Genomic DNA, 21,075 nt, shown 5'->3' on the forward strand with positions numbered 1-21,075 from the left:
ATGAATATGGTGCAAAGTTCCCTGACCCGAGCCGAAGCAACAACCCGTGCGGAACAGATCAGGGTGGCCTCCTATGACGTCACGGTGGATCTGTCCGGCGCGTTGGATTCGGAGCAGACGACGTTCGGATCCCAGGTGACCGTCCGCTTCACCGCGGAGGACGGCGCGGAGACGTTCATCGACTTCATTCACGATTCCATTTCGATGGTTGAGCTCAACGGCGATGAGCTGGACGTTGATGATGTGGTGGAAGGTTCCCGCATCCGCCTGCCCGAACTTGAGGGCGCCAATGAACTCACCGTGGTCGGCCGGGCCCTCTACTCCCGTTCCGGCGAGGGCCTGCACCGCTACGTGGACCCCCAGGACGGCAGCGTCTATACCTACACCCAGTACGAACCGGCCGATTGCCGGCGTGTTTTCCCGGTGTTCGAACAACCCGATCTGAAGGCATCCTTCATTTTCACGGTCATCACTCCCCCGGAATGGATTGCCGGTTCCAACGGGGAGCTCCTCTCTTCTGAACCCGCCGGCACCAGCGATGTCCCCGGTGCGATCGCTCACGAGTTCGCGCCCACCGAGCACATCTCCACCTACATCACCACCATCCTGGCGGGCCCCTACACCAAGGTCACGGACGAGTGGCAGGGCGCGGACGTCCAGGGCGAAACCCAGACCGTTCCCCTGGCCCTCTACTGCCGACGAGCGCTCGCCGAGCACTTGGACTCGGACGAACTGTTCGCTGTGACCAAGCAGGGGCTGGAGTTCTTCACGGAGCTGTTCGCCTTCGACTACCCGTTCGGCAAGTACGAGCAGGCGTTCGTCCCCGAGTACAACCTGGGGGCCATGGAGAACCCGGGTCTGGTCACACTCACGGAGGACTACCTGTTCCCGTCCGGTGCCACGCGCACGCAATGGGCCGGCCGCGCCAACACCATGTTGCACGAGATGTGCCACATGTGGTTCGGGGACCTGGTCACTATGAAGTGGTGGGACGATCTGTGGCTCAAGGAGTCCTTTGCGGAGTTCATGGGCGCGTACGCGTCCGTCCGGGCCACGCAGTACCGGGACGCCTGGGTGGCCTTCGCGCTCGGTCGCAAGGAATGGGCCTACCGCCAGGACCAGCTGCCCACCACCCACCCGATCGTGGCGGACATCGTGGACCTGGAGGCCGCCCGGCAGAACTTTGACGGCATCACCTACGCCAAGGGTGCCTCGGTGCTCAAACAGCTCGTGGCCTTCGTGGGTGAGGAAGCGTTCATCGACGCATGCCGCGCCTACTTCCGTCGTTTCGCGTACGGCAACACAACCCTCGATGATTTTCTGACCGTCCTGGACGAGGCCTGCGAGGCCGACGTTCGCGAATGGGCCGACGCGTGGTTGCTCACCACCGGGGTTCCCGGCCTAGCCGCCACTATCGAGCGGGACGACGCCGGCGCTATCGCGGCGGCCACGCTGTCCCAGGCTTCGGACTCACCCCGCCCGCACGTGGTGGCGGTGGGAACCTACGCGCCCGATAACGGTGGCCAGCTGCGCCTCCAGCGCAGCACCGAGGTGCGCGTGGACCCCGAAGAACCCTCCACCGACCTGCCAGAACTCTTGGGCGACACCTCCCCGGTGGTCCTGGTCAACGACCGTGACCTCACCTATTGCCTGGCCTCCCCCGGCGCGGAGGGCCTCACGGCGCTCGCCGACGGCGTTCACCGCCTGAGTGACCCCCTCGCCCGGGCGCTGGCCCACTCGCAATTGTGGGCTGCGGTCCGCGACGGCAGCATGGACCCCCGCGACTACGTGCACCTGGTTGCCCGGAAGGGTGTCGCCGAGCAGCACAGCAGTATCCTCACCACGGTTCTGGACCGGGCAATGGAGGCACTCGAGAGTTTCACCCCGCCCCGCTTGCGCACTCCCCTGCGCACCGAGCTTCTGGATGCCCTGCACACCGGCATGTTCAATGCCGAATCCGGAACGGACGCGCAACTGATTCTCACCCGAGCCTTCGCGCGTCTGGCCACCAGGGACGGCGCCCACGCCCAGACCATCAAGGAACTGCTCAGCGGCAACAAGAAACTACCCGGCCGTAACCTCGGCTCCCAGCTCACCTGGGCCCTGTGGACCGCTCAGACCGCCACCGCCCACGCCACGCGCTCGCAGCTCGACAAAGCCCACAAGGCCGACACATCCCGCGAGGGGCGTCTGGGCTACGTGCGCGCCGTGGCCGCGATGCCCGCCGAGGAAGCCAAGGCGCAGGCCTGGAAGTCCATCACCCTGGGTCGTCTCTCCAACGATGAGCTCTCGGCCACGATCTCCGGTTTCCAGCTCGGCGCGCCCGCGCAACTGACCGCCTACGAGGACACCTACTTCGCCAGTATCACCGCGTGGTGGGAGGAACACTCCATGGAGATCGCCACCCGGATGATCCGGGGACTGTACCCGCGCGCGGTGGATGCGCAAGCGGCGTCGTCGGCGGAGGAGAACCCCACGCTCGTGGCAACGCAGAACTGGCTGAACGAGAACAACCAGGCTCCGGGGGCGCTGCGACGTATCATGACGGAACTACTGGATGACGCGCGCCGCGCACTGAAACTGCAGGCCGCAGTGCTGGACCGGCAGAAACGATAGGGATCCACCGGGGCGCAAGTGTTGCCGGTGAATCGAAAGCAATTCGTGAGAAGCTGGGAGCGATAGGCGCTGCCGCTACAGCGAGGGAGACCATGACCGATTACGCGCTCAACGACCGAGGGTCCTTGGACGTTGTCACCGAGAACTTTTACGACACCGAGATCATGCGAGTGTTCGGAGGGTTGTCGGTCGGTCGTTCCCAGACGTGGGCGGGACTGGCCGCGCTGGTGCCGGAGCCAGACCACCCCTTTGACCCGCGCACCATCTCCGTGCGCATCGGTGAGAACAAGGTGGCCCACCTGCCCACGCAGGACGCCCACCGCTACTGGGATCCCATCGCGCGTGTCGTGGCCTCCGGTTACACGTCGGTGGTGCCGCTCAAACTGGACGCGCGGCTGGAACGCAATGACGGTCTGGCGGAAGTGGACGCGACCGCGGTCATCTCCATTGCTCCCCCGGATCTGCTGTTTCCCATCAACCCCGCGCCCATCCAGGCCGCCGTGTTGCCCCAGGGCTCCTCGATCAAGGTGCTGGACGAGCAGGATTTCGCCGAGTACCTGCACTCGATCGTGCCCGCCAGCGGCGAGGGTCGCGTGATCGTCACGTTGGAGGCCAATAAGGTCCGCAACTCCCACGGCGTCACCGTGGACACCGTGGACGTGCTCTACGAACGCAAGCAGGTGGGCCGGCTGTCCACGCAGATGTCGCAGCAGTTCATCCCCATCATCAATCACGCGTTCGATCACAATCTGCTCACGGCCGCGTGGGGCACCATTCGCGGCTCCTCGTTCGAGGTCTCCATGACACTGCAGGCCGCCCGCGCCTCCGAGGTTCCGGATGCCTGGTACGAGGAACTGCCCAACGACGTCCCCGAGCTCGTCGCGGAGGCCGAAAGCTACGACCTGCCCCCGGCCTACATCCCGGTCGAGACCGACCGCGGCCGCAATTCCAAGAAGTGGCGCAAAGGTTACAGCGCGGCCCACCCCAATGGTCCCGCCGACGCCGCTGCTTCGCGTCCTTCCGGTGGCAGCTCGCGTGCCGCTGATGACCCGTTGGCCATCGGCGATCGACCCGCCGGCGAACGCCGCGGTTCGTCCCCCAAGGTCGCCAAGGCAACCGTGTTGATCCTGGCAGTGCTGACCGCACTTCTGATTGTGGCAGCGGTGGTCCTGATCGGCATCGAGCCGCTGGCCACTATGCTGGTCGCGATTGTGGCCGTGGCCACCGGTTTCATGGCCTTTTATCTTCAACGCACGTTGTAAGGCAGACTTAGACCCCTATGATTTCTCGCCGCGATCGCTTCATCCAGATCATCGAGGTCCTCTCCAGACACGGTTTCGGTTTTGCAGTGGGCGGCATCAAGCCCGAATGGCGGGCGCCGTTGGCGCGCGCACGACTGCTCAAGACGCAGACCTTCCACACCCAACCGGAGCACCTGCGCATGGCGCTCGAAGAGCTGGGGCCCACGTTCATCAAGCTGGGTCAGTTGGTCTCCACTCGTCCCGATCTCCTGCCGCCCGGTTACGCGGATGAACTGCATAAGCTCCAGGACAACACGCCGCCCGTACCCGTGGACCAGATCGCCGCGTTGATCGAGGCCGAACCCGATTCGCAGGCCGAGGAGATTCTGGCGCACATCGACCCCACCCCCGTGGCCACCGGATCCATCGGGCAGGCGCACATCGCCACCTACAAGGGGCGCGACGTGATCGTGAAGGTCCGCCGCCCCGGCGTGATGGACGAGGTCAACCGAGACCTGGAGATCATGAGCGACCTGGCCAAATTGGCTTCGCGCTATTGGCCGGCCGCTCGCGACTACGACCTGGAAGGCTTGGTCAACGAGTTCAACGACTCCCTGCGCGGTGAACTGGACTACCTGCAGGAAGCCCGCAACGCCCAACGGATGGCCGAGAACTTCACGGGCCACCCCCGCATCCACATCCCGGAGATCTTCTGGGAGGCCACCTCCTCCCGCGTGTTGACCATGGAGCGGATGTTCGGAGTCAAGATCAACAACTACCCGGCCTTGGAGGACGCGGGAGTCGATCGCCACCTGCTGGCGCGAGAGGCCACGGACGCCATTTGCAAGATGGTCTTCGAGGACGGCTTCTTCCACGCGGATCCGCACCCGGGCAACTTGTTCGTGGAACCGGACGGGCGCATTGCCATCATTGACTTCGGCATGGTGGGCGAACTCAGCGAGGAGTTTCGCGATCACCTGATCACCTTGATGCTGGGCGTGGTGCAGAGCAATGCCCGCCGTGCCACCACCGGCCTATTGGGACTGACCGCCACCGGTGAGCACGATGTTTCCAAGCGGGACCTCGAGCGGGACGTGGCCGTGATGATGCGCCGCTACGCCAACAAGCCCCTCGAAGAGGTGCGCGTGGGTGAGCTCATGGGCGACCTGGTGCACGTGCTGCGCTATCACAAGCTGCAACTGCCCCGGCAGTCCGCGCTGCTGCTGCGCATGCTGGTCACCGCTGAATCCATGGGTACCGGCCTGGACCCGCACTTCGACCTCGTGTCCGTGCTGCAGCCCTATGCGGAGCGCTTCATCCTGCACCGATTGTCACCGGACGCATTGATGGCGCGGTTGCGCAGCTCGGTGGAGGACGCCATGCAGATGAGCGTGGACATCCCCGAGTATGTTCGCCGGCTCATCGTGGTGCTCGAACGCGGTGGCTTTGACGTTCACCTGCGCACCGAAGAACTGGAGCCGGTGATGAAGAGTGGCGCCAAGATCGGTCACCAGGTGGTGGCCGGCGGCATCATTGCCGCATCGATCAACGGCACCGCTCACATTGTCGCGTCGGATCCGGAGCGATGGAAGAAATATCACACACCCATTATCGTGGGAGGAATGTCCACGGTGGGTGTGCTGAGCGGGTACTTGGCGGTCTCCTCCAACGTTGACCGTGCCCGCAAACTGGTGCGCACCTTACGGGGTAAACGCCGCAGGGGTCTCTCGTAGCACCGGGCGACTAGTTGCGGTCCCGGTCCCACTGTTGCTGGGCTGGGCTGGGGATCACCTGGGTGGGTTCAAAGGACTTGGGTTTGAGCTGAGCCCCGTGAACGAACGCCCGTAGGTGTTCATTGCTTTCCATCACCTGATTGGCCAGGCCCTTCACGCCCTGAAGTTCGCCACGGATGGTCACGTAGGAGAATTCCGGGTCCAGCAGCGGGACCAGTGTCATTCGCAGGGCCTCTTGGATCGACGAGGCCCGCACGGTCTCGAGCATCGGCGCCGGAAGAATCAAGCGCGGTAGCTGGTTCACCAGGATCTCGACATTCGCTCCGTGCGAGGTCTCCACAAACCGCAGTTCGCACCCGGGGTGAGCGGCCAGCAACATGCCAGCTTCCCCCACGGCCCCGAACAACGTGGTAGCGCGGTCCAACACCGCGCGTGTGGCACTCTTTGTACGTGGCGGCACCAGCACGCTGAGAAATCCTGAGTTGGCTACCTTGATGTTGGTCTGTAGGTCGAAGGCTGACGGCCCTACCCTCATCAGGGTGACTTCCATGGCATCCGGGTCCAGGCGCTCGGAGTTGAGCCTCACGATTTCATGGGTCAGTTTTTGTAATCCCGTGAACGCTTCACCAAGGGCGGCGTTGGGAATGCTCAACTGTTGTGCCTGAGAGTTGTAACACGTGATCAGCGTTGACGATCTGGTGATGGTTCGGGTGGCGACACCGGCATTCCGGCGGGTCGCGTGTGGTGCTGCGTTGTCTTCATCCGATGAGCTGCGCGCAGCTGCCATGGACACTCCCCTGCTCAATTCTCTCGCTGATGTCGGCGACTCCTACTGGGGACGAACCCGGCCGAGGGGGCGGTTCATCGTGCTCCTTAATCGCACCGACGTACACATCCTAGGCCACAAAATGGATTTCTAGGCACGGTTACCTTCCAGTATCGTCCCAGGTTATGGGGGATAAAGCCGTTTAGCTACGGGTATCCGTGGGCAATGTGTCCTAGACTGACAGCGAATGTCGCGTCCCTTACAGCGGTGCAGCTGTGGCCCACCCCCTAGGGCCATTCCCCCAGCGCATCGCCGTGATCGCGTTTGCACCTGGAAGAGGTATATTCATGCACACGATCATGCCGATCTACGGCACTCGTCCGGAGGCCATCAAGATGGCTCCCATTGTGAAAGCACTGCAGGAAAGCCCCCTGTTCGACTGCGTGGTCACCGTGACCGGTCAACACCGCGAAATGCTTGACCAAGTGAACGAGATTTTCGAGATCACCCCCGATCACGATCTCAACATCATCCAGCCCCGTCAGACCCTCAATGGCGTGCTGACCCGCACCGTGGACGGCCTGGACAAGATCTTTGCCGAGAACGCCCCGGATGCCGTGGTGGTCCAGGGTGACACCACTACCTCCACCGCCGGTGCCATTGCCGCCTTCTACCGCGGCATTCCCGTGATCCACGCGGAGGCCGGCCTGCGTTCCTTCGATCTGTTCTCTCCTTTCCCGGAGGAAGCCAACCGCAAGCTCACCTCCCAGATCGCGTCCCTGCACCTGGCACCCACCTCCACGTCTCGGGACAACCTGCTGCGCGAGGCCATCACTCCCGAAGACATCGTGGTTTCCGGTAACACGGTGATCGATGCCCTGCTGCACACCGTGGAGAAGCAGTTGCCCTTCTCCGATCCGCAGCTCGAGGAGATCGCTCAGTCCGGCAAGCGTGTGCTGTTGGTGACCACCCACCGCCGTGAGAATCAGGGTGAGGCCATGCGCGGCGTCGGACGCGCCCTAGCTCGTATTGCGGCTGCTGAGCCGGACCTGACCATCGTGTTGCCCGTCCACCGCAATCCGGCCGTGCGTGAAGCCGTGCTGCCCGCCATCGAGAACTTGCCCAACGTGGTGGTCACCGAGCCGCTGGCCTACGGCGAGTTCACCCGCATGCTGTCCGTGGCACACCTGGTGCTCACCGATTCCGGTGGAGTCCAGGAGGAAGCCCCCTCTTTGGGCAAGCCCGTGCTGGTGATGCGCGAGAACACCGAGCGCCCGGAAGCTGTGACGGCCGGCACCGTCAAGCTGATCGGTACCGACGAAGAGCGCATCGTGGAGGAAGTGGACAGCCTGCTCAACAACCAGGCCATCTACGACGCCATGGCCAACGCCGTGAACCCCTACGGTGACGGCAAGGCCGGCGCCCGTACGGTCGCAGCCATCTCTCAGATGTTCGGTGTTGGCGAGCGTATTCCGGATTTCGATTCGCAGGTCTAATTAGTCCATCCGTAACCCTGGGGGAAGAGGACACACATGAAACTGACGGTCATTGGTACGGGCTACCTGGGTGCAACCCACGCTGTCTCCATGGCGGAGCTGGGCCACGAGGTAATCGGCCTGGACGTGGATCAGGCCAAGATCGATGCCCTGGCATCCGGTGAAGTTCCGTTTCATGAGCCCGGCCTCCCGGAGTTGCTGACCAAGCACATTGGCACGGGCAAACTGCGGTTCACCACGTCCTATGAGGAGGCCGTCCCGTTCGGTGACGTTCACTTCATTGGCGTGGGCACCCCGCAGAAGGCCGAGAGCCACGCGGCGGATATGCGTTATGTGGACGCTGCGGTCAAGGCGATCGCCAGCGCGGCAGATCGCGACTGCATCATCGTGGGCAAGTCCACCGTTCCGGTCGGTTCGGCCGCTCGCCTGCAGGAGCTCGCACGAGAAAAAGCCGCCGACGGCGTTCGGGTCACCCTGGTCTGGAACCCCGAGTTCCTGCGCGAGGGCCACGCCGTGGATGACACGCTGACCCCGGACCGCATGGTGCTCGGTCTGGAAACCGATGCCAACGGGCAGTACACGGAGGAAGCGCTCGCGGCGGAGAAGATCCTGCGTGAGGTCTACGCGTCGCAGCTGGCCGCCGATATTCCGCTGATCATCACCGACTACCAGACCGCTGAGCTGGTCAAGGTGGCTGCGAACAGCTTCTTGGCGACCAAGATCTCGTTCATCAATGCGCTGTCCGAGATCACCGAGACCGTGGGCGGTGACATTCGCACACTGGCGGACGCGATCGGCCTGGACGAGCGCATCGGGCGTAAGTTCCTCAACGCCGGCGTTGGTTTCGGCGGAGGTTGCCTCCCCAAGGACATCCGCGCACTCCGTGCCCGCGCGGCCGAGTTGGGTGTGGACCAGTCGGTCCGGTTCCTGGCCGAGGTGGACGACATCAACCTACGACGCCGCGAGCACACCGTTCAGTTGGCCGTTCAGCAGCTGGGTGGTTCCGTTCACGGCCGCGACATTGCCGTGCTCGGTACCGCGTTCAAGCCCGAATCCGACGACGTCCGTGACTCCCCCGCCCTGGACATCGCCGCTCGCCTGCATTCCATGGGCGCCGAGGTGCACGTCTACGACCCCAAGGCCAACGACAACGCGGCCAAGCGCTACCCTCGCTTGGACTACGTGGACCGGATCGAACAGGCCGTGGCCCGCGCTGAGATCGTGCTGTTGCTGACCGAGTGGAAGGAGTTCCGCGAGCTGACCCCCGAACAGCTGGAGCCTTTCGTCCGGGAACGCACCATTGTGGACGGCCGTAACGTGCTGGATCCGGAACAGTGGATCAACGCCGGCTGGAAGTACATGGCGTCTGGACGATCGATCAAGAAGTAACTAGCTAACAGCCAGGTTCCCTCATCCCCCGACTGGGGGAACCTGGACCCTCCGAACGGAAGGCATTCCGTGGTCGCACTACACCCCTACCCCCGGGGGTTTGTGATCTTCCGCAGGGATTCATCCCCCACTCTGCCGGAAGGTTGGTCCACCGTGTCTCTTGGAGACTCCGAGTGGCTCTTCGCGCATGACCATCTGGAGACCCCTGAAGTAGTTGCCGTTGGTGATGGTGATCGGTGGGTTCTGGTCCATGGACTGTGCCTTTATGCGGGCGACGATGAACGGGACATGACTCCGGCCCAACGGCTTGCGGAAGCTGCTGCCAGTGATGAATCCTCATTCCTGGAGCTGTTAGACGAACTGGGCGGTCGGCATATCGTTTTGTTGGGGCATTCTCATAGTTTCTCGCTGTACCAGGACGCATCGGGTATGCGATCTGTGTACTTTTCGTCAGAAACTGATCTGGTTACGTCCCACGTACACCTTCTGAACGGACTCCAGCCCCATAGGGAGCGCACGCCGGACCAAGGACTCCACGGTTTCATGAGGGCCTGGGCCCGCACACCATTTCTCGGAATCGACGCAATGCTCCCCAATCACTCGTTGACTATTCCGGGATACCACATAACACGCTTTTTCCCCCGGAGAATCAATAGATTTTCAAGCTGGACGGTCCAGGACAGGATCGTCGAATTCCGAAACTTATGGGAACGGCATAACACCAATTTTTACAACCACTCAGATGTAGAGCGGTTGTCACTGACACTAAAGTTGTCGGTAGATGCGGGGTGTACTCCGTATACATGGACTGACTGGCAAGAATTTATGGCAGTAAAAGAATTACTTGCCGGGTATCATTCATTTCCAATCTAACTTTCTCCACTAAATACCTGGAGCATACTTATGTTGACACCGGACCAATCTAAGCAATTCGAACTGATCCCATACAGATTTCGTAAGTCGAACGAATACATCGCTGCTGAAGCTGACGCCATTGGCTTCTTACGAAATGTCTTACCCAAAATTCGTTACTTTCCTCCAGCTGGAGGCTGGGGCCTCGACTACCAGGCGATCGCTGTTTTGGTGGATTTTGTACGAAACTCATTGGAACCACCAACTATATTGGAGCTGGGCAGCGGTATTTCCACGTTATGGATTCGTGCTGCGCTCAAGGAGTACAACCCCCATGGACGAATTATTAGCATGGAGGAAGATGAGAAGTTTTTGTCAGAAATGGAGGCTAAAATTGAATACTACTCGCTAACAAATTTTGGTTCTCTTTTGCATTCCCCATTAGCAGACATGACCATATCGAATACAAATTACAATTGGTACGATTCATCGGTACTTCCGCATGAACTCTCGATAAATGCACTATTGATTGACGGACCGATTACGGGGGGAACTTCTAGGGATAGGTACCCGGCAGTCCCTCGGCTATTTTCGCGCCTTGAACCAGAATCTATCGTGATTTTCGATGACACGAATAGGGCTATCGAGAAAGAAATCTCCAATGAATGGCTCCGGGATTTTGAAGGCTTGTCACTCTTATTTTCCCTGCATGGATCAACTGTTTACATAAAGCGTGGATAGAGCCCACGTTGTCGAGCGCGTTCCCAACTGGTAAAATCGTCGAGTTGAGGATCCCCCCTTCCCGCCCTCATTTGAAAGGCTTCAAGTTTAGTGACTGCCCAACTATTATCAGTCCAATCGAAACCGAGCCTCGTTGACGTCAGCGTCATCGTACCGTTTCGGAATCGCGGCCTTCTTCGGCTTAAGCGCGCAATCGAATGTCTTCATGCTGCGGCTGGCAAATTGAGTCTCGAAGTCATCGTCTCGGACTATGGAAGTGATGATGAGGGGCCAGTCCGCAGAGTCTGTCAAGAAATGGATGCAGTGTGGTTGCGTACCGAAGCCAAAAATTGGAACAAGTCTGTGTGCTTGAACAGGGCTATCGGTATGGCCAGGGGTCGTTACGTGCAGACTGATGATGTCGATATGCTATGGGTGCCAGGAAGCCTCGAGAAACATGTTGCACGACTAGAGACCTCTCCTGGGGGCTTCATCAACTCCCAGGTCTGGGACCTGCCGGAGGAAGTGAGCGAGTACGCTCTCAATACCCAAGAGATGGACTGGGACTTTCTACGCGCCAATGCGAGGTCGCACTCAAGATGGGGCCATGGATTGGTATTGGCACCGAAGTTTGCATACCTGGAGGTTGGAGGTCTCGATGAGCGAATGCATACTTATGGGCTTGAGGACGTGGATCTGACAAAGAGACTTAGGCACGCTGGTTGGCGTCAGGAATGGGCGGGGAATGACGCTGATGAGCTTTTTCATGTTTGGCATCCTCGTATCCCGGATAGTCTGCGTTCTGATCCAAAGGGACAGGCGGCTGTTGATTATAATCGAACCATTTTTCGTAACGACGATTCAATTGTACGTAATGCGACTTTGAACGCGCCTTCAGAATCCCCCCTCATCTCCATCGTCATCGCTACGAGAAATAGGAAACAACAATTGCTAGACGCAATTTATTCTTGCCTCTATCAAAGCGTTCAAAACATAGAAGTAGTAATTGTAGACGACGGTTCTAATGATGGTACCGATGTTGCGGTAAAGAGCGTGCAGGACAGTCGGATTCGTTACATTCGTCAGTCACCGCTTGGAATCTCTGCTGCACGCAATCACGGTACGAACGCTGCAATCGGTTACTATATTGCGGTCCTTGATGACGATGATCTAATGCTACCCGATCGTTTAGAAGTGCAGCTTCAGTGTATGACCGCGGGCGTTCGTGGTTGTGTGGGTAATCTTCTCAATTTCGAGGATGAGACCGGCGAATTGATATTCCATTCCGACGCCGAACCGACTTTACTGGGTGCTCTCCCCACTGGGGGGTTTGCAGGACACCCAAGTTGGCTAGTTGAAAAAAGTCTTCTCCGTGAGATCCCCTATGATGAAACACTCACATCCGCGATTGATAACAATTTGGCATTGCGGGCTCTTAGATCGGGAATACGTTTTGTACATTGTGAACGATTCGTGACCCTACGTAGGCGGCACACAGAGCAGGTCACTAAGAAGGACACTGGGAATCAGAAAACCGGAGCTAGGCTAACTCACATGTGGTATAGAAGCACCGTAGATCCTCTGGTGAGAGATGACTCCGAATCTGTCTATTGGAAGACAGCGAAACGGGCTAAAAATTCTAGCTCTGAAACAAGTCAGCTTATGATCTGGCTACCAGATCACCTTACAGATCGACAGGTAGAAATCAATCCAGCATTCTCGTCTGAGGTATTGGAGATGGGACTTGATATCGAGAATGCCGAGTCTCCGGCTGTTTCCGTGATTGATGAAGACGGGAATGAAATTGGATCCCCTCTGCTAATCCGTAACGTTTCTTGGCCTCAGTTGGTCGACTTGCGCTGTCGAGCAATTCCTCACCGTGTTTCTACACCCAAATTGAAAGCGAACGTGCTTGGGACAGATCTAAGGCCTCACATCCATGAAAGGTTATCGGAACCGTCGGCTAGTCCAGGACAAGTATTCCAATCCAAGATTGCAGAGTTGATTCATGAAGTACGCGTAAATCTGGACAATCGTCAGTATTTGGTTACCTGGCTAGAGTCAGTTGATGAGGAAAAGCTCCAGCTCACGGATTTCTTGTCGGTAACGCCGGAGAGTTTCTCATGGTTTGATGTGCGGGCTCAAGATAATTGCGCGAGACTATATCTCGTAGTTGTTGACTCTCTTGAAGATGCTGTGAGCGTGCTGTCTTCCCGTCGTGATCTCACCAGGATTTATACTAAGTCTGCTCTTCTTTCACTGTCTTTCCTTCAGCGAAAGTTGACGAATGCGCGGAAGTCAGAAGGGAATAAACCGTGAATTTAACCCACTCTAAAGATGTTTTCGGCAGGTTCTGTATAGATGCGGAACCAACGGATTATGATGGCACCCCGGCTGGATCCCCTCTGATTATTGAGTTTCCTATTTACGAAGTACCTGAATCGAGATTGGCACTTGCAGAGGCACTAACGTTCTGGACGTCTGCCAGTGGTGGTCTCCATACTGATGTGCCTTTGCATCCCGCCACGCTAGAGATCTTATTGAGTTTGAACGATCAACCTGTAGTTTTTCCCGACAACGTGAGATGGAAACATTCGGATGTGCCACTCGGCGGTCTTGAGATGTGGGTTGATTCTCGGTCTCCAGGTGAAGTGCCTCAGTCGGAGCTTTCTTCGCCATCATCGTTGTACCGGCTTCATCTGCTACGCACCGCCAGTGCTGCGGGTAATTTGGCCACCTTGCGGGAACGTTGGATCCCAGTAAATGTGGAGCAGGTTGGCAGCTCTTTAACCGCTTCCATTGATCTTTGGCACAGGCGATTGGCGGTTTTAGCAGTGCTAGGCACTGAGCTAGAGGTTGGGACTTACGTGGTCCCGGCGTCCTGGTTAAACACCATCTCAGATTTTGCCAAGTATCAGAAACTCTTTAAATCTGTTGGCCTGACCTTGAGGACCTCAGATTTTGCGAAAGGACTAGTCGCATCATGACTCTTACTCCTGCTGAAGCGAGTTTTACTCGTCGCAATGGCGAATTGCGTATTTCAATTCATCCTGTTGAACCAACTAACAAAATAGTTCTGCAGTTTATTGCGAATGGTTCCTCCCCGTTCAAGGTGTTCTTGGAGCAACCTGTTCTGGAACACAAACAATGCAATTGGGATATCGATGGAGAGACAGGTAGTCCCAGTCAGAGCCTCGGTCCCGTCAACGAGTTAGGTATCCGTTCAGTCTCGGTACTTGCAACGCTAGCGCCAGTTTCGTCATATACGTTGAAGGTTGTGCCCGGAGATACAAGTGCCACGTTCGATGATCTTCATTTTCTCAGTGCAGAAGTTCGGTCCGTTAACGGTAATCGTAGATCCATAGGTATCATGCCGCTTCATAATTCTTAGGGCGTTTTCACGGGTTTTGTCATGTATGAGCATGGAACACCATGATAGGAATACTCGGGTATTATTGCGGCGGATTCGAGGGGTAAGTGCGACATCTTTAGTCGCAGGAGATAATATGCCGTATGTGATGGGTCTTGCCTCGCGTGATCAGATATTAGAAACTATTTTGGTTGGTATTTCGCCCGATGGTGTAGCCCGCAGTTTAGGTGTTCATCCACATTCGGTGTGGCGATCGTTGGCGCGGATGGGAGTAAGAGTGAAAACCATGCAGAGTCGCACTCGGGGGTTCTCTGTTGCGTTTCCGCGCCGGCTGGGAGTCGTTCCACGGGGCCGAAACCGGTCACGGGAGGCGGTTGAGCCTCGCCGATCGTCTGTTGATCCGGCTGAGTCGTGAGCAAGGACTAACCAGTCCCAGATCGCGGAAACCATCGTTTGTTACCGCTCGGACTGCGGTCCGGGAGCTGCGTGCTCACGAGGTCAGGCATCAGGGGCGTCCTCACCCGCGCCCTCGCCAATACACGGCCAGAATCTCTCAATACCGGGCTAACTAGGTGTAAGAGGTCATGACGTTGTTGACTCGTGCCGGGACCAACGAGGCCGGCGGGGCGTCCCCGCAGGAGGTATGAGGCCGATGGTAGTTGTAGTGGTTCACCCACACCGCCAGGGCCTCACGTCGGGCCTGTTCTGAGCCGTAAGGGCGGGCGTAGAGGACCTCATCGATCATCAGCCGGTTGTACCTCTCCACCTTCCCGTTATGGGGCCCTTCCCAAATGAGTGTGGGTAAGGGCCCAAGCGGGGTGCGTGTCACGGGGGTCGGGTAGGGGTCGAGGCCTCCAGGATGGGGGTGCTGAATCCAACCGTCCTCGAAGGCCTCGACGTGTCCCATGCTATGTGCGCGCCGGCGTGCGCGCTCTTCGACCTGCCCGATGTCCACGTGCTCACGATCGAGCGGCGCCGCTCCTCGTTCACCCTGGTGGTCGAGACCGTGCCGTCACTGATGGGCTGTCCGGCTTGCGGGGTGCTCGCCGTCGGCCATGGCCGGGTGGCGGTGCTGCTGCACGACCTGCCTTGCGCCGGGGTGCCCGTGCGGGTGGTCTGGCGCAAACGCCGCTACCGCTGCCATGAGACGGCGTGCGAGGTGACGACCTTCAGCGAGGTCCACGAGCTGGCGGCACCGCGGGCCAAGCTCACCACCCGCGCGATTGCTTGGGCGGTGACGCAGCTGCGCTGCCACGACATCGCGGTCTCGGCCCTGGCCGAGATGCTCGGGGTCGCCTGGAACACCGTCTGGGACGCCATCACTCCGGTCATCGAGGCCCAGCTGGCCGCCGAGGACCGGCTGGCCGGGGTGAACGCCCTGGGCGTGGACGAGCACGTCTGGCGCCACGTGGGTCCGCCGGGGACCGGGCTGGTCACCGGGATCGTGGACCACTCCCGCGGCGAGGACGGCCGGCCCCGGGCACGACTGCTGGATCTGGTGCCCGGGCGCACGGGGGCGGCCTACGGCGACTGGCTCATCGAGCAGGGGCCGGCGTTCACGAGCGGGATCCGCACGGCGACGCTGGATCCGTTCCACGGCTACGCCAATGCCATCCGCGACGAGCTCCCGGAGGCGATCACCGTTCTCGACGCTTTCCATGTGGTCAAGCTCGGCGGGCAGGTCGTCGATGAGGTCCGCCGCCGCGTGCAGCAGGACACTCTGGGCCACCGCGGGAGAGCCGGGGACCCGTTGTACGGGATCCGCCGCACCCTGCAGATCGGCGCCGAGCACCTGACCGAGAGGCAGGTCCGCCGACTCAACGCGAAGCTCGAGGCCGGGGACCCGCATCACGAGGTCACCCTTGCCTGGCATTGCTACCAGAAGCTGCGCGCGGTCTACCACGCCCGCCCCGAGCAGGGGCGCCGGCTCGTCGCCGAGATTCTCGGTGCCTTCCCGTCCTGTCCCATTCCGGAGATCGCCCGGCTCGGACGGACCTTACGCCGGTGGAAGGCCGCGATCCTGGCCTACTTCGATACCGCAGGAGCCTCGAACGGGCCCACGGAAGCGGTCAATGGCGTCATCGAGACCATGCGTCGCGTCGCCCGCGGCTTCCGCAACTTCGACAACTACCGGTTACGGGCTCTGCTCGCCGCAGGCGGTCATCGCCCCTGGCGGAGAACCGCTACCCACACTCAGCTGTGAAGGCCCCGTTATGGCGCGGGGTGTAGGGCCGGATCCTGTGATGCCGGCCCCCAAGCGAGACGACCTTCATGGTGAACTCCGCGGCCCGATAATTGGCCCCGTTGTCCGTGACCACCCGGTCCACGGTGATGCCGTGCGCGGCGAAGAACGCCCTCGCCCGGCAGAAGAAGCTCACGGTCGTAGCTGCCCGCTCATCGGGCAAGGCTTCGGTGTACGCCAGGCGGGTGAACCCGTCCACCGCCGAATGCAGGTAGGTGTAGCCGACCCGTCGGCCAGACCCGCGCTTGGCCGCTCGCGTGTTCTCGCAGTCCCTTCCGTGAGCACGCCAGCCTCCCCCGTCAGGGATGCGCCCGATCTTCTTCACGTCCAGGTGCACCATGTGCCCCGGGCCGCGGGCGGTGATCTTCTGCGGTCGTTGGCGCAGGTCCTCACCCGTGGGCGCGAGGTCTGGCAACCGGGAGATGCCCAGCCGGTGCAGCCACCTCCCCACCGTTCGGAGGCACACCTGATGGCCTTCAGAGACCAGGTGGTGATGGATGCGGCGGGCTGACCACTTGCACTCCCGGCGCAGGGTGAGGATCTGGGTGACCAGGGCCGGGTCGAGCTGGGCGGGAGAGCGTCGTGGCCGGCAGGAGCGGTCTTGCAGTCCTGCCTCGCCTTCGGCACGGTAGCGGGCCACCCAGGTGGCCACCGTGGGGCGGCTGACGCGGAACTCGGCGGCGACATGGGCTTGCGGGATGCCCTCGTTCAGGTGGCGGTGGACCATGCGCAGACGGCCGGTGGGGGTCAGGGGTGCGTTAGCGTGGGTCATGAGCGGGCTCTTTCCAGCGGATGGGTTGTTGAGGAACTTCCATCCTGCCGGGCGGGGCCCGCTCGTCTCATCTCAGCCCGGGCCTCGTGCCAAGAACCTCATGACCCACAACAACTAGGCCCGTGGCCGGCCTAAGCCCAGGACCCTGGATCTAACCTCGGTTGAAAGCCGCGATGATCGAGCGGTTGAACAAGGGCCACTCCCCGCCCCAGATCGCGGTGCGGCTACCCCTGGATTTCCCGGATGACGAGAGCACGCGTATCGCCGGTGAAAGCATCTATCAAGCCCTCTTCGTTCAAGGCCGAGGGGCACTGAGGCAGGAGCTGAGTGTGGACAAAGCCCTGCAGTCGGAGCGTATCAGCCGCAAGCCGACCTCGAAACTACCGGTTCGTTCGAACCGGCCGTGGTTGGAGGGCTGTCGGTTAGCCGACCGGTCTCAGAAGCTTGTCGATGAACACTCCGGGCGGGCGCTGGCCGGTCAATGGGAAGGAGACATGCTGGCCGGCCCGCACGACTCCGGGTTGATCACCCTGGTCGAACGAACCAGCCGATACATGTTCATCGGCCGGTTACCCGGGCTTAGGGACTCCGCCGCTGTCACTGACCGGCTCACCGAGATGATCAGCGGATTACCGCAGGCCTTACAACAGTCGCTGGCCTGGGATCAAGGCCAAGAAATGGCTCAACACCCACGCTTTAGCGTGGCCACCGACTGCCCGGTGTATTTCTGCAATCCGCACTCGCCCTGGCAATGGCCCAACAACGAAAGCCAGAACGGGCACCTACGCTGGGACTTCCCCAAAGGCACGAACTTCAACCCGATCACCGATCAGTAGCTAGACCAGGTCCAGGACAAACTCAACACCCGGCCCAAGTGATCCTCAAGGGCCATACCCCGGCCGAAATTTTTGAGACAGTAATCAAGGACCAACAAACCGCTGTCGCACTCACCACCTGAACTTGCCTACTGCTCGGAAGCATGCATCTCTCTCTCCGTACAGTATTTTTTCGATTGTGTGTTACGGGTTAGCAGTCAGTTCAACACTCAACGGCCGGGTCTTTGGTACATTCTATGCTGCGGAAATTTAGTTCGAAGACCCCGGCATGTCGTGAAATCGCATCCCGTTTCTATGGTTCACTATATCAACCCAAGTTCAATTGTTTACAATCTCTAGAAGTGCAGCTGTTTGTCCGTCCTCCGACCTGGAAAGCGGCAATTGATACATTTCGCAGATAGTATTTAGTAGGCGGAAACACTCATCTTTGTCCTCAGGACGAACCGCGTTGTTGAACTTTGGCAGGAACCAAACCGAAACGTAGCGCTGCATCCGTCTCGATACATAGTCATCGAATAGACCATCGCGTTTCAACCATTCACTTCGTGCGTCCTCCAGCGGCAAATACTTTTGGAAGAAAATCGGTGAGACGGTATTCACCACTGATCCGGCCACTTCCCCGTAATATGTATGAATGGGCTTGTCCAGGAGAGCAATTCTCTTGGCTCCTTGAAGCATTTGCTGAAAGAACAATGAGTCCTGGCCCAGCGCGCCTAATGGCTGTACTAGGTTCAAAGACTTAAGCCATTCTGTTTTCGCTACCAGCGCCTGAATACTCATGGGTTGGAACGAGATTCTTTTCAGTGCATCTTCCGGGACTTCCCCCACTCCCGATTCGTCAGTGTGGATGACTGATTTCAGAATGCCCACGTTTCGAGTCAGTGTACGTGTCTTTGCGTAACGAAGCATGTCGCCGATTGCAAAATCCAACTCAGTTTTCCGACACAAGTCTAGAAGTTCGGCATACCCGTCACCTACAGCCTCATTATCTGGATCAAGATACGTGACCCATGGAGTTCGCACCATTGTAAGTCCATGATTTCTCGGACGTGATGCACTACCGGAACCCCCAGGTGGGAAGAGGTGTGTGCGGACGTTTGGCCACAAGTAACCGGTTTCCTGCACGATACGACGAGTCTCTTCTCTGGTCGATCCATCGTCGACCAAGATGATCTCCATACATTCAAACGCAGACGAACGACGCAGGGACTCGAGGCATTTACGAAGCAGGTAGGGTCCGTTGTTGTAGACAGGGACGATGACTGACAGGTCTGCTTGACTTGATCTCAGGTCTGCGGAACCACTCCCAATTGTCGAAAGAGCGGAACCGTCCATAAGAAAGGCACTGTCATGCTCTGCTACTCCCCCACCGACCCATCGGGCAACTACGGTTTCCTCATCGGCATCGGACGTCTCCGTTAGTTCAAATACTGATGAGCTCGGCGCGTTGCGAGTCAACAAGACCCTGTCTACGGAAGCCATCCTGAACCCATTAACAGCATCCTGGATGAGATGGTGCCTGACTCGCATATTGACCGGAGCGTCGATGATTATCTCCGTATCTTCAGGAACAGACTCCGATGATTTGATCCGTTGTGCCTCGACTCCTTCAGGCACAGTCTGACTCCGCCACGCCCCCAAATCACTGTCATCATCGTGACCGAGCCATACAACGTGAATCTTGGACTCTTGCCCCTCTAATCCGACCAATCTCAAGACCTGTCGCATGAGTCGATCGGATGTTCTCGTATTGAAAGACCGGCGGATCCCCTCCAACTGTAGACCTCGTAGATGGTCGTCATCGGATCTCAGTAGGCGAATCTGCAGTTGGGTATCATCAGGTCCATCCGGCAGCAGCACATGTGGGTATTCATTGTTCAGTCCCACAGAGTACGTGGACATGGCCGCAGCTCCCGAGGCGAGAACCTCAAGTGTCTCCTGTGGGTGCGCAAATGACGATGCCGGATGAAGATGGGCTATGACGTGTAGATCCATCAAACGTAGAACCCTGGACCTGAGTTCTGGCTTGGGATCCCTTGTAAGAACGTTTGCAAACTCTGAGGGAAAAAGGCCGGTCCTCTTTTCATCAAGACCGGCCACGACCCCGCCCTGCGAGGCTACAAGCATCTCATCCTCGCGCCGCAAGCCAGTCAATAAACCACGAAGAGCCTGGAAACGCTGACGCTGTCCAGTTCCCGGCAGTTTGCCGCCGAGCATAGCGCCCTGGACACGGTGACGACCACGTCCAACAGGTGAGACGTATAGTGGGTTGAAACAAGCTTGAAAATGTTCGATCCGAACGTCCATTGCAAGCTTCTGACCGTACATTTCGGCCCCGTCTGGGTTCGTGGTCAGTAGAACATCCGCGTCTTCCGCCAAAGTGATCGTTGCATTCGTACGCATGGGATCTGACATAGTTACAACGACAATGGGCAGACCAAGTTCTCTGATCTTGGGAAACAGCTTAAACTTGATCTGTTCTAATTCAGCCTTGGACCAGGCTTCCTCTCGATCGACTACCGGCATTCCAACAAGTAGCAGATCGATTTCACTGAGAGACTCATCAGGAGACCAAGGAGAGACTTGGTGAAAATTGGCAGTCCCCTCAAGTAGCCCCGCAATAGTGGCGCCGGAGATGATTCCGACATGCGTGTCGGATCGTTTGAGAAGCCTACTTCCGAAAGTCAACGGTAAATCTGAGGCCTGAGCTTCCAGCTGATCCATTACGTCCAGCTCAGCAACAGCCGCGAGGCGATCGAGGTAATCAGGACGATTTGGATCAACGTAGGGAATCACCTTGCCCTGTTTAACGCCTAAAACGAAACCCTCAGTAGCATAATGCTCGTCTTTGCGTTTGGTCTGCTCAAGCCGCATGCTTGCGTCTATTTGATCAGACCGAACCCTAGGTTGCTCTCGGGCTACAGAGATCTTGTTGATCGCCTTCATACCGTCTCCCCTGAATTCGCCCGAATCCTTTGAATAGTCTCTATGTATTCTTGTATCAGTCGGTCTCTATCCGCGAGAGCTTCCAAGTACTTTTGG

The 21,075-nt window shown here is 58.9% G+C and carries 13 protein-coding genes and 2 pseudogenes; 11 read left to right on the forward strand and 4 right to left on the reverse strand.

The features are described 5' to 3' along the window. Positions 1-6: 6 nt before the first annotated feature. The 3 genes from pepN to ABD283_RS07605 all read left to right on the forward strand — a co-directional run bounded on the left by pepN (position 7) and on the right by ABD283_RS07605 (position 5,590). Positions 7-2,616, forward strand: coding sequence for an aminopeptidase N (gene pepN / locus ABD283_RS07595; protein WP_344224376.1), 2,610 nt, complete (start codon positions 7-9; stop codon positions 2,614-2,616). Positions 2,617-2,708: 92 nt separating this feature from the next. Further along, positions 2,709-3,878, forward strand: coding sequence for a hypothetical protein (locus ABD283_RS07600; RefSeq protein WP_344224377.1), 1,170 nt, complete (start codon positions 2,709-2,711; stop codon positions 3,876-3,878). 17 nt (positions 3,879-3,895) lie between these two features. Beyond that, complete coding sequence (locus ABD283_RS07605; protein WP_344224378.1) at positions 3,896-5,590, forward strand: ABC1 kinase family protein; 1,695 nt, start codon at positions 3,896-3,898, stop codon at positions 5,588-5,590. A gap of 10 nt (positions 5,591-5,600) precedes the next feature. Here ABD283_RS07605 and ABD283_RS07610 read toward each other — a convergent pair whose 3' ends face one another. After that, positions 5,601-6,377: a hypothetical protein gene (locus ABD283_RS07610; protein WP_344224379.1), complete on the reverse strand. Its 777-nt coding sequence runs from the start codon at positions 6,375-6,377 to the stop codon at positions 5,601-5,603. A 326-nt stretch (positions 6,378-6,703) separates the two neighbouring features. Between ABD283_RS07610 and wecB the strand changes: the two genes are divergently transcribed. The 6 genes from wecB (at position 6,704) to ABD283_RS07640 (ending at position 14,204) form a co-directional block, all read left to right on the forward strand. After that, positions 6,704-7,852, forward strand: a complete 1,149-nt coding sequence (wecB, locus tag ABD283_RS07615; RefSeq protein ID WP_344224380.1) for a non-hydrolyzing UDP-N-acetylglucosamine 2-epimerase — start codon at positions 6,704-6,706, stop codon at positions 7,850-7,852. A gap of 36 nt (positions 7,853-7,888) precedes the next feature. After that, a complete protein-coding gene (locus ABD283_RS07620) occupies positions 7,889-9,241 on the forward strand; it encodes a UDP-glucose dehydrogenase family protein (protein WP_344224381.1) in 1,353 nt (450 codons plus the stop codon). A gap of 903 nt (positions 9,242-10,144) precedes the next feature. Beyond that, positions 10,145-10,834 carry a class I SAM-dependent methyltransferase gene (locus tag ABD283_RS07625; RefSeq protein ID WP_344224382.1) on the forward strand — a complete coding sequence of 230 codons (690 nt, stop codon included), beginning with the start codon at positions 10,145-10,147 and terminating at the stop codon, positions 10,832-10,834. Between the two features lie 90 nt (positions 10,835-10,924). After that, positions 10,925-13,132, forward strand: a complete 2,208-nt coding sequence (locus tag ABD283_RS07630) for a glycosyltransferase (protein WP_344224383.1) — start codon at positions 10,925-10,927, stop codon at positions 13,130-13,132. Further along, positions 13,129-13,800: a hypothetical protein gene (locus ABD283_RS07635; RefSeq protein WP_344224384.1), complete on the forward strand. Its 672-nt coding sequence runs from the start codon at positions 13,129-13,131 to the stop codon at positions 13,798-13,800. Before ABD283_RS07630 ends, ABD283_RS07635 begins: the two co-directional genes overlap by 4 nt. Beyond that, positions 13,797-14,204 carry a hypothetical protein gene (locus tag ABD283_RS07640; RefSeq protein ID WP_344224385.1) on the forward strand — a complete coding sequence of 136 codons (408 nt, stop codon included), beginning with the start codon at positions 13,797-13,799 and terminating at the stop codon, positions 14,202-14,204. The genes ABD283_RS07635 and ABD283_RS07640 overlap by 4 nt, the downstream gene beginning before the upstream one ends. A gap of 547 nt (positions 14,205-14,751) precedes the next feature. Here the strand turns inward: ABD283_RS07640 and ABD283_RS07645 are convergent. Further along, positions 14,752-14,961 (reverse strand): annotated as a pseudogene (locus tag ABD283_RS07645) (integrase core domain-containing protein); the annotation flags it as partial. An 87-nt stretch (positions 14,962-15,048) separates the two neighbouring features. Here ABD283_RS07645 and ABD283_RS07650 point away from each other — a divergent pair. After that, positions 15,049-16,386, forward strand: coding sequence for an ISL3 family transposase (locus ABD283_RS07650; protein ID WP_425552814.1), 1,338 nt, complete (start codon positions 15,049-15,051; stop codon positions 16,384-16,386). 4 nt (positions 16,387-16,390) lie between these two features. Here ABD283_RS07650 and ABD283_RS07655 read toward each other — a convergent pair. After that, positions 16,391-17,197 (reverse strand): annotated as a pseudogene (locus ABD283_RS07655) (IS481 family transposase); the annotation flags it as partial. Positions 17,198-17,370: 173 nt separating this feature from the next. On the opposite strand from ABD283_RS07655, the gene ABD283_RS07660 reads away from it, so the two are divergent. Beyond that, positions 17,371-18,033 (forward strand): IS30 family transposase, encoded by a 663-nt coding sequence (locus ABD283_RS07660; protein ID WP_344224386.1) that lies wholly within the window; start codon positions 17,371-17,373, stop codon positions 18,031-18,033. Between the two features lie 318 nt (positions 18,034-18,351). Here ABD283_RS07660 and ABD283_RS07665 read toward each other — a convergent pair whose 3' ends face one another. Continuing rightward, complete coding sequence (locus ABD283_RS07665; protein ID WP_344224387.1) at positions 18,352-20,979, reverse strand: glycosyltransferase; 2,628 nt, start codon at positions 20,977-20,979, stop codon at positions 18,352-18,354. Positions 20,980-21,075: the final 96 nt, after the last annotated feature.

Source organism: Kocuria atrinae (assembly GCF_039531425.1).
Taxonomy (GTDB): Bacteria; Actinomycetota; Actinomycetes; order Actinomycetales; family Micrococcaceae; genus Kocuria; species Kocuria atrinae.

Excerpts from the sequence above, each read along its gene's own strand:
- pepN (WP_344224376.1), top strand. The coding sequence starts at position 7 with ATGGTGCAAAGTTCCCTGACCCGAGCCGAAGCAACAACCCGTGCGGAA.
- ABD283_RS07600 (WP_344224377.1), top strand. The coding sequence starts at position 2,709 with ATGACCGATTACGCGCTCAACGACCGAGGGTCCTTGGACGTTGTCACC.
- ABD283_RS07605 (WP_344224378.1), top strand. The coding sequence starts at position 3,896 with ATGATTTCTCGCCGCGATCGCTTCATCCAGATCATCGAGGTCCTCTCC.
- ABD283_RS07610 (WP_344224379.1), bottom strand. The coding sequence starts at position 6,377 with ATGGCAGCTGCGCGCAGCTCATCGGATGAAGACAACGCAGCACCACAC.
- wecB (WP_344224380.1), top strand. The coding sequence starts at position 6,704 with ATGCACACGATCATGCCGATCTACGGCACTCGTCCGGAGGCCATCAAG.
- ABD283_RS07620 (WP_344224381.1), top strand. The coding sequence starts at position 7,889 with ATGAAACTGACGGTCATTGGTACGGGCTACCTGGGTGCAACCCACGCT.
- ABD283_RS07625 (WP_344224382.1), top strand. The coding sequence starts at position 10,145 with ATGTTGACACCGGACCAATCTAAGCAATTCGAACTGATCCCATACAGA.
- ABD283_RS07640 (WP_344224385.1), top strand. The coding sequence starts at position 13,797 with ATGACTCTTACTCCTGCTGAAGCGAGTTTTACTCGTCGCAATGGCGAA.
- ABD283_RS07660 (WP_344224386.1), top strand. The coding sequence starts at position 17,371 with ATGATCGAGCGGTTGAACAAGGGCCACTCCCCGCCCCAGATCGCGGTG.
- ABD283_RS07665 (WP_344224387.1), bottom strand. The coding sequence starts at position 20,979 with ATGAAGGCGATCAACAAGATCTCTGTAGCCCGAGAGCAACCTAGGGTT.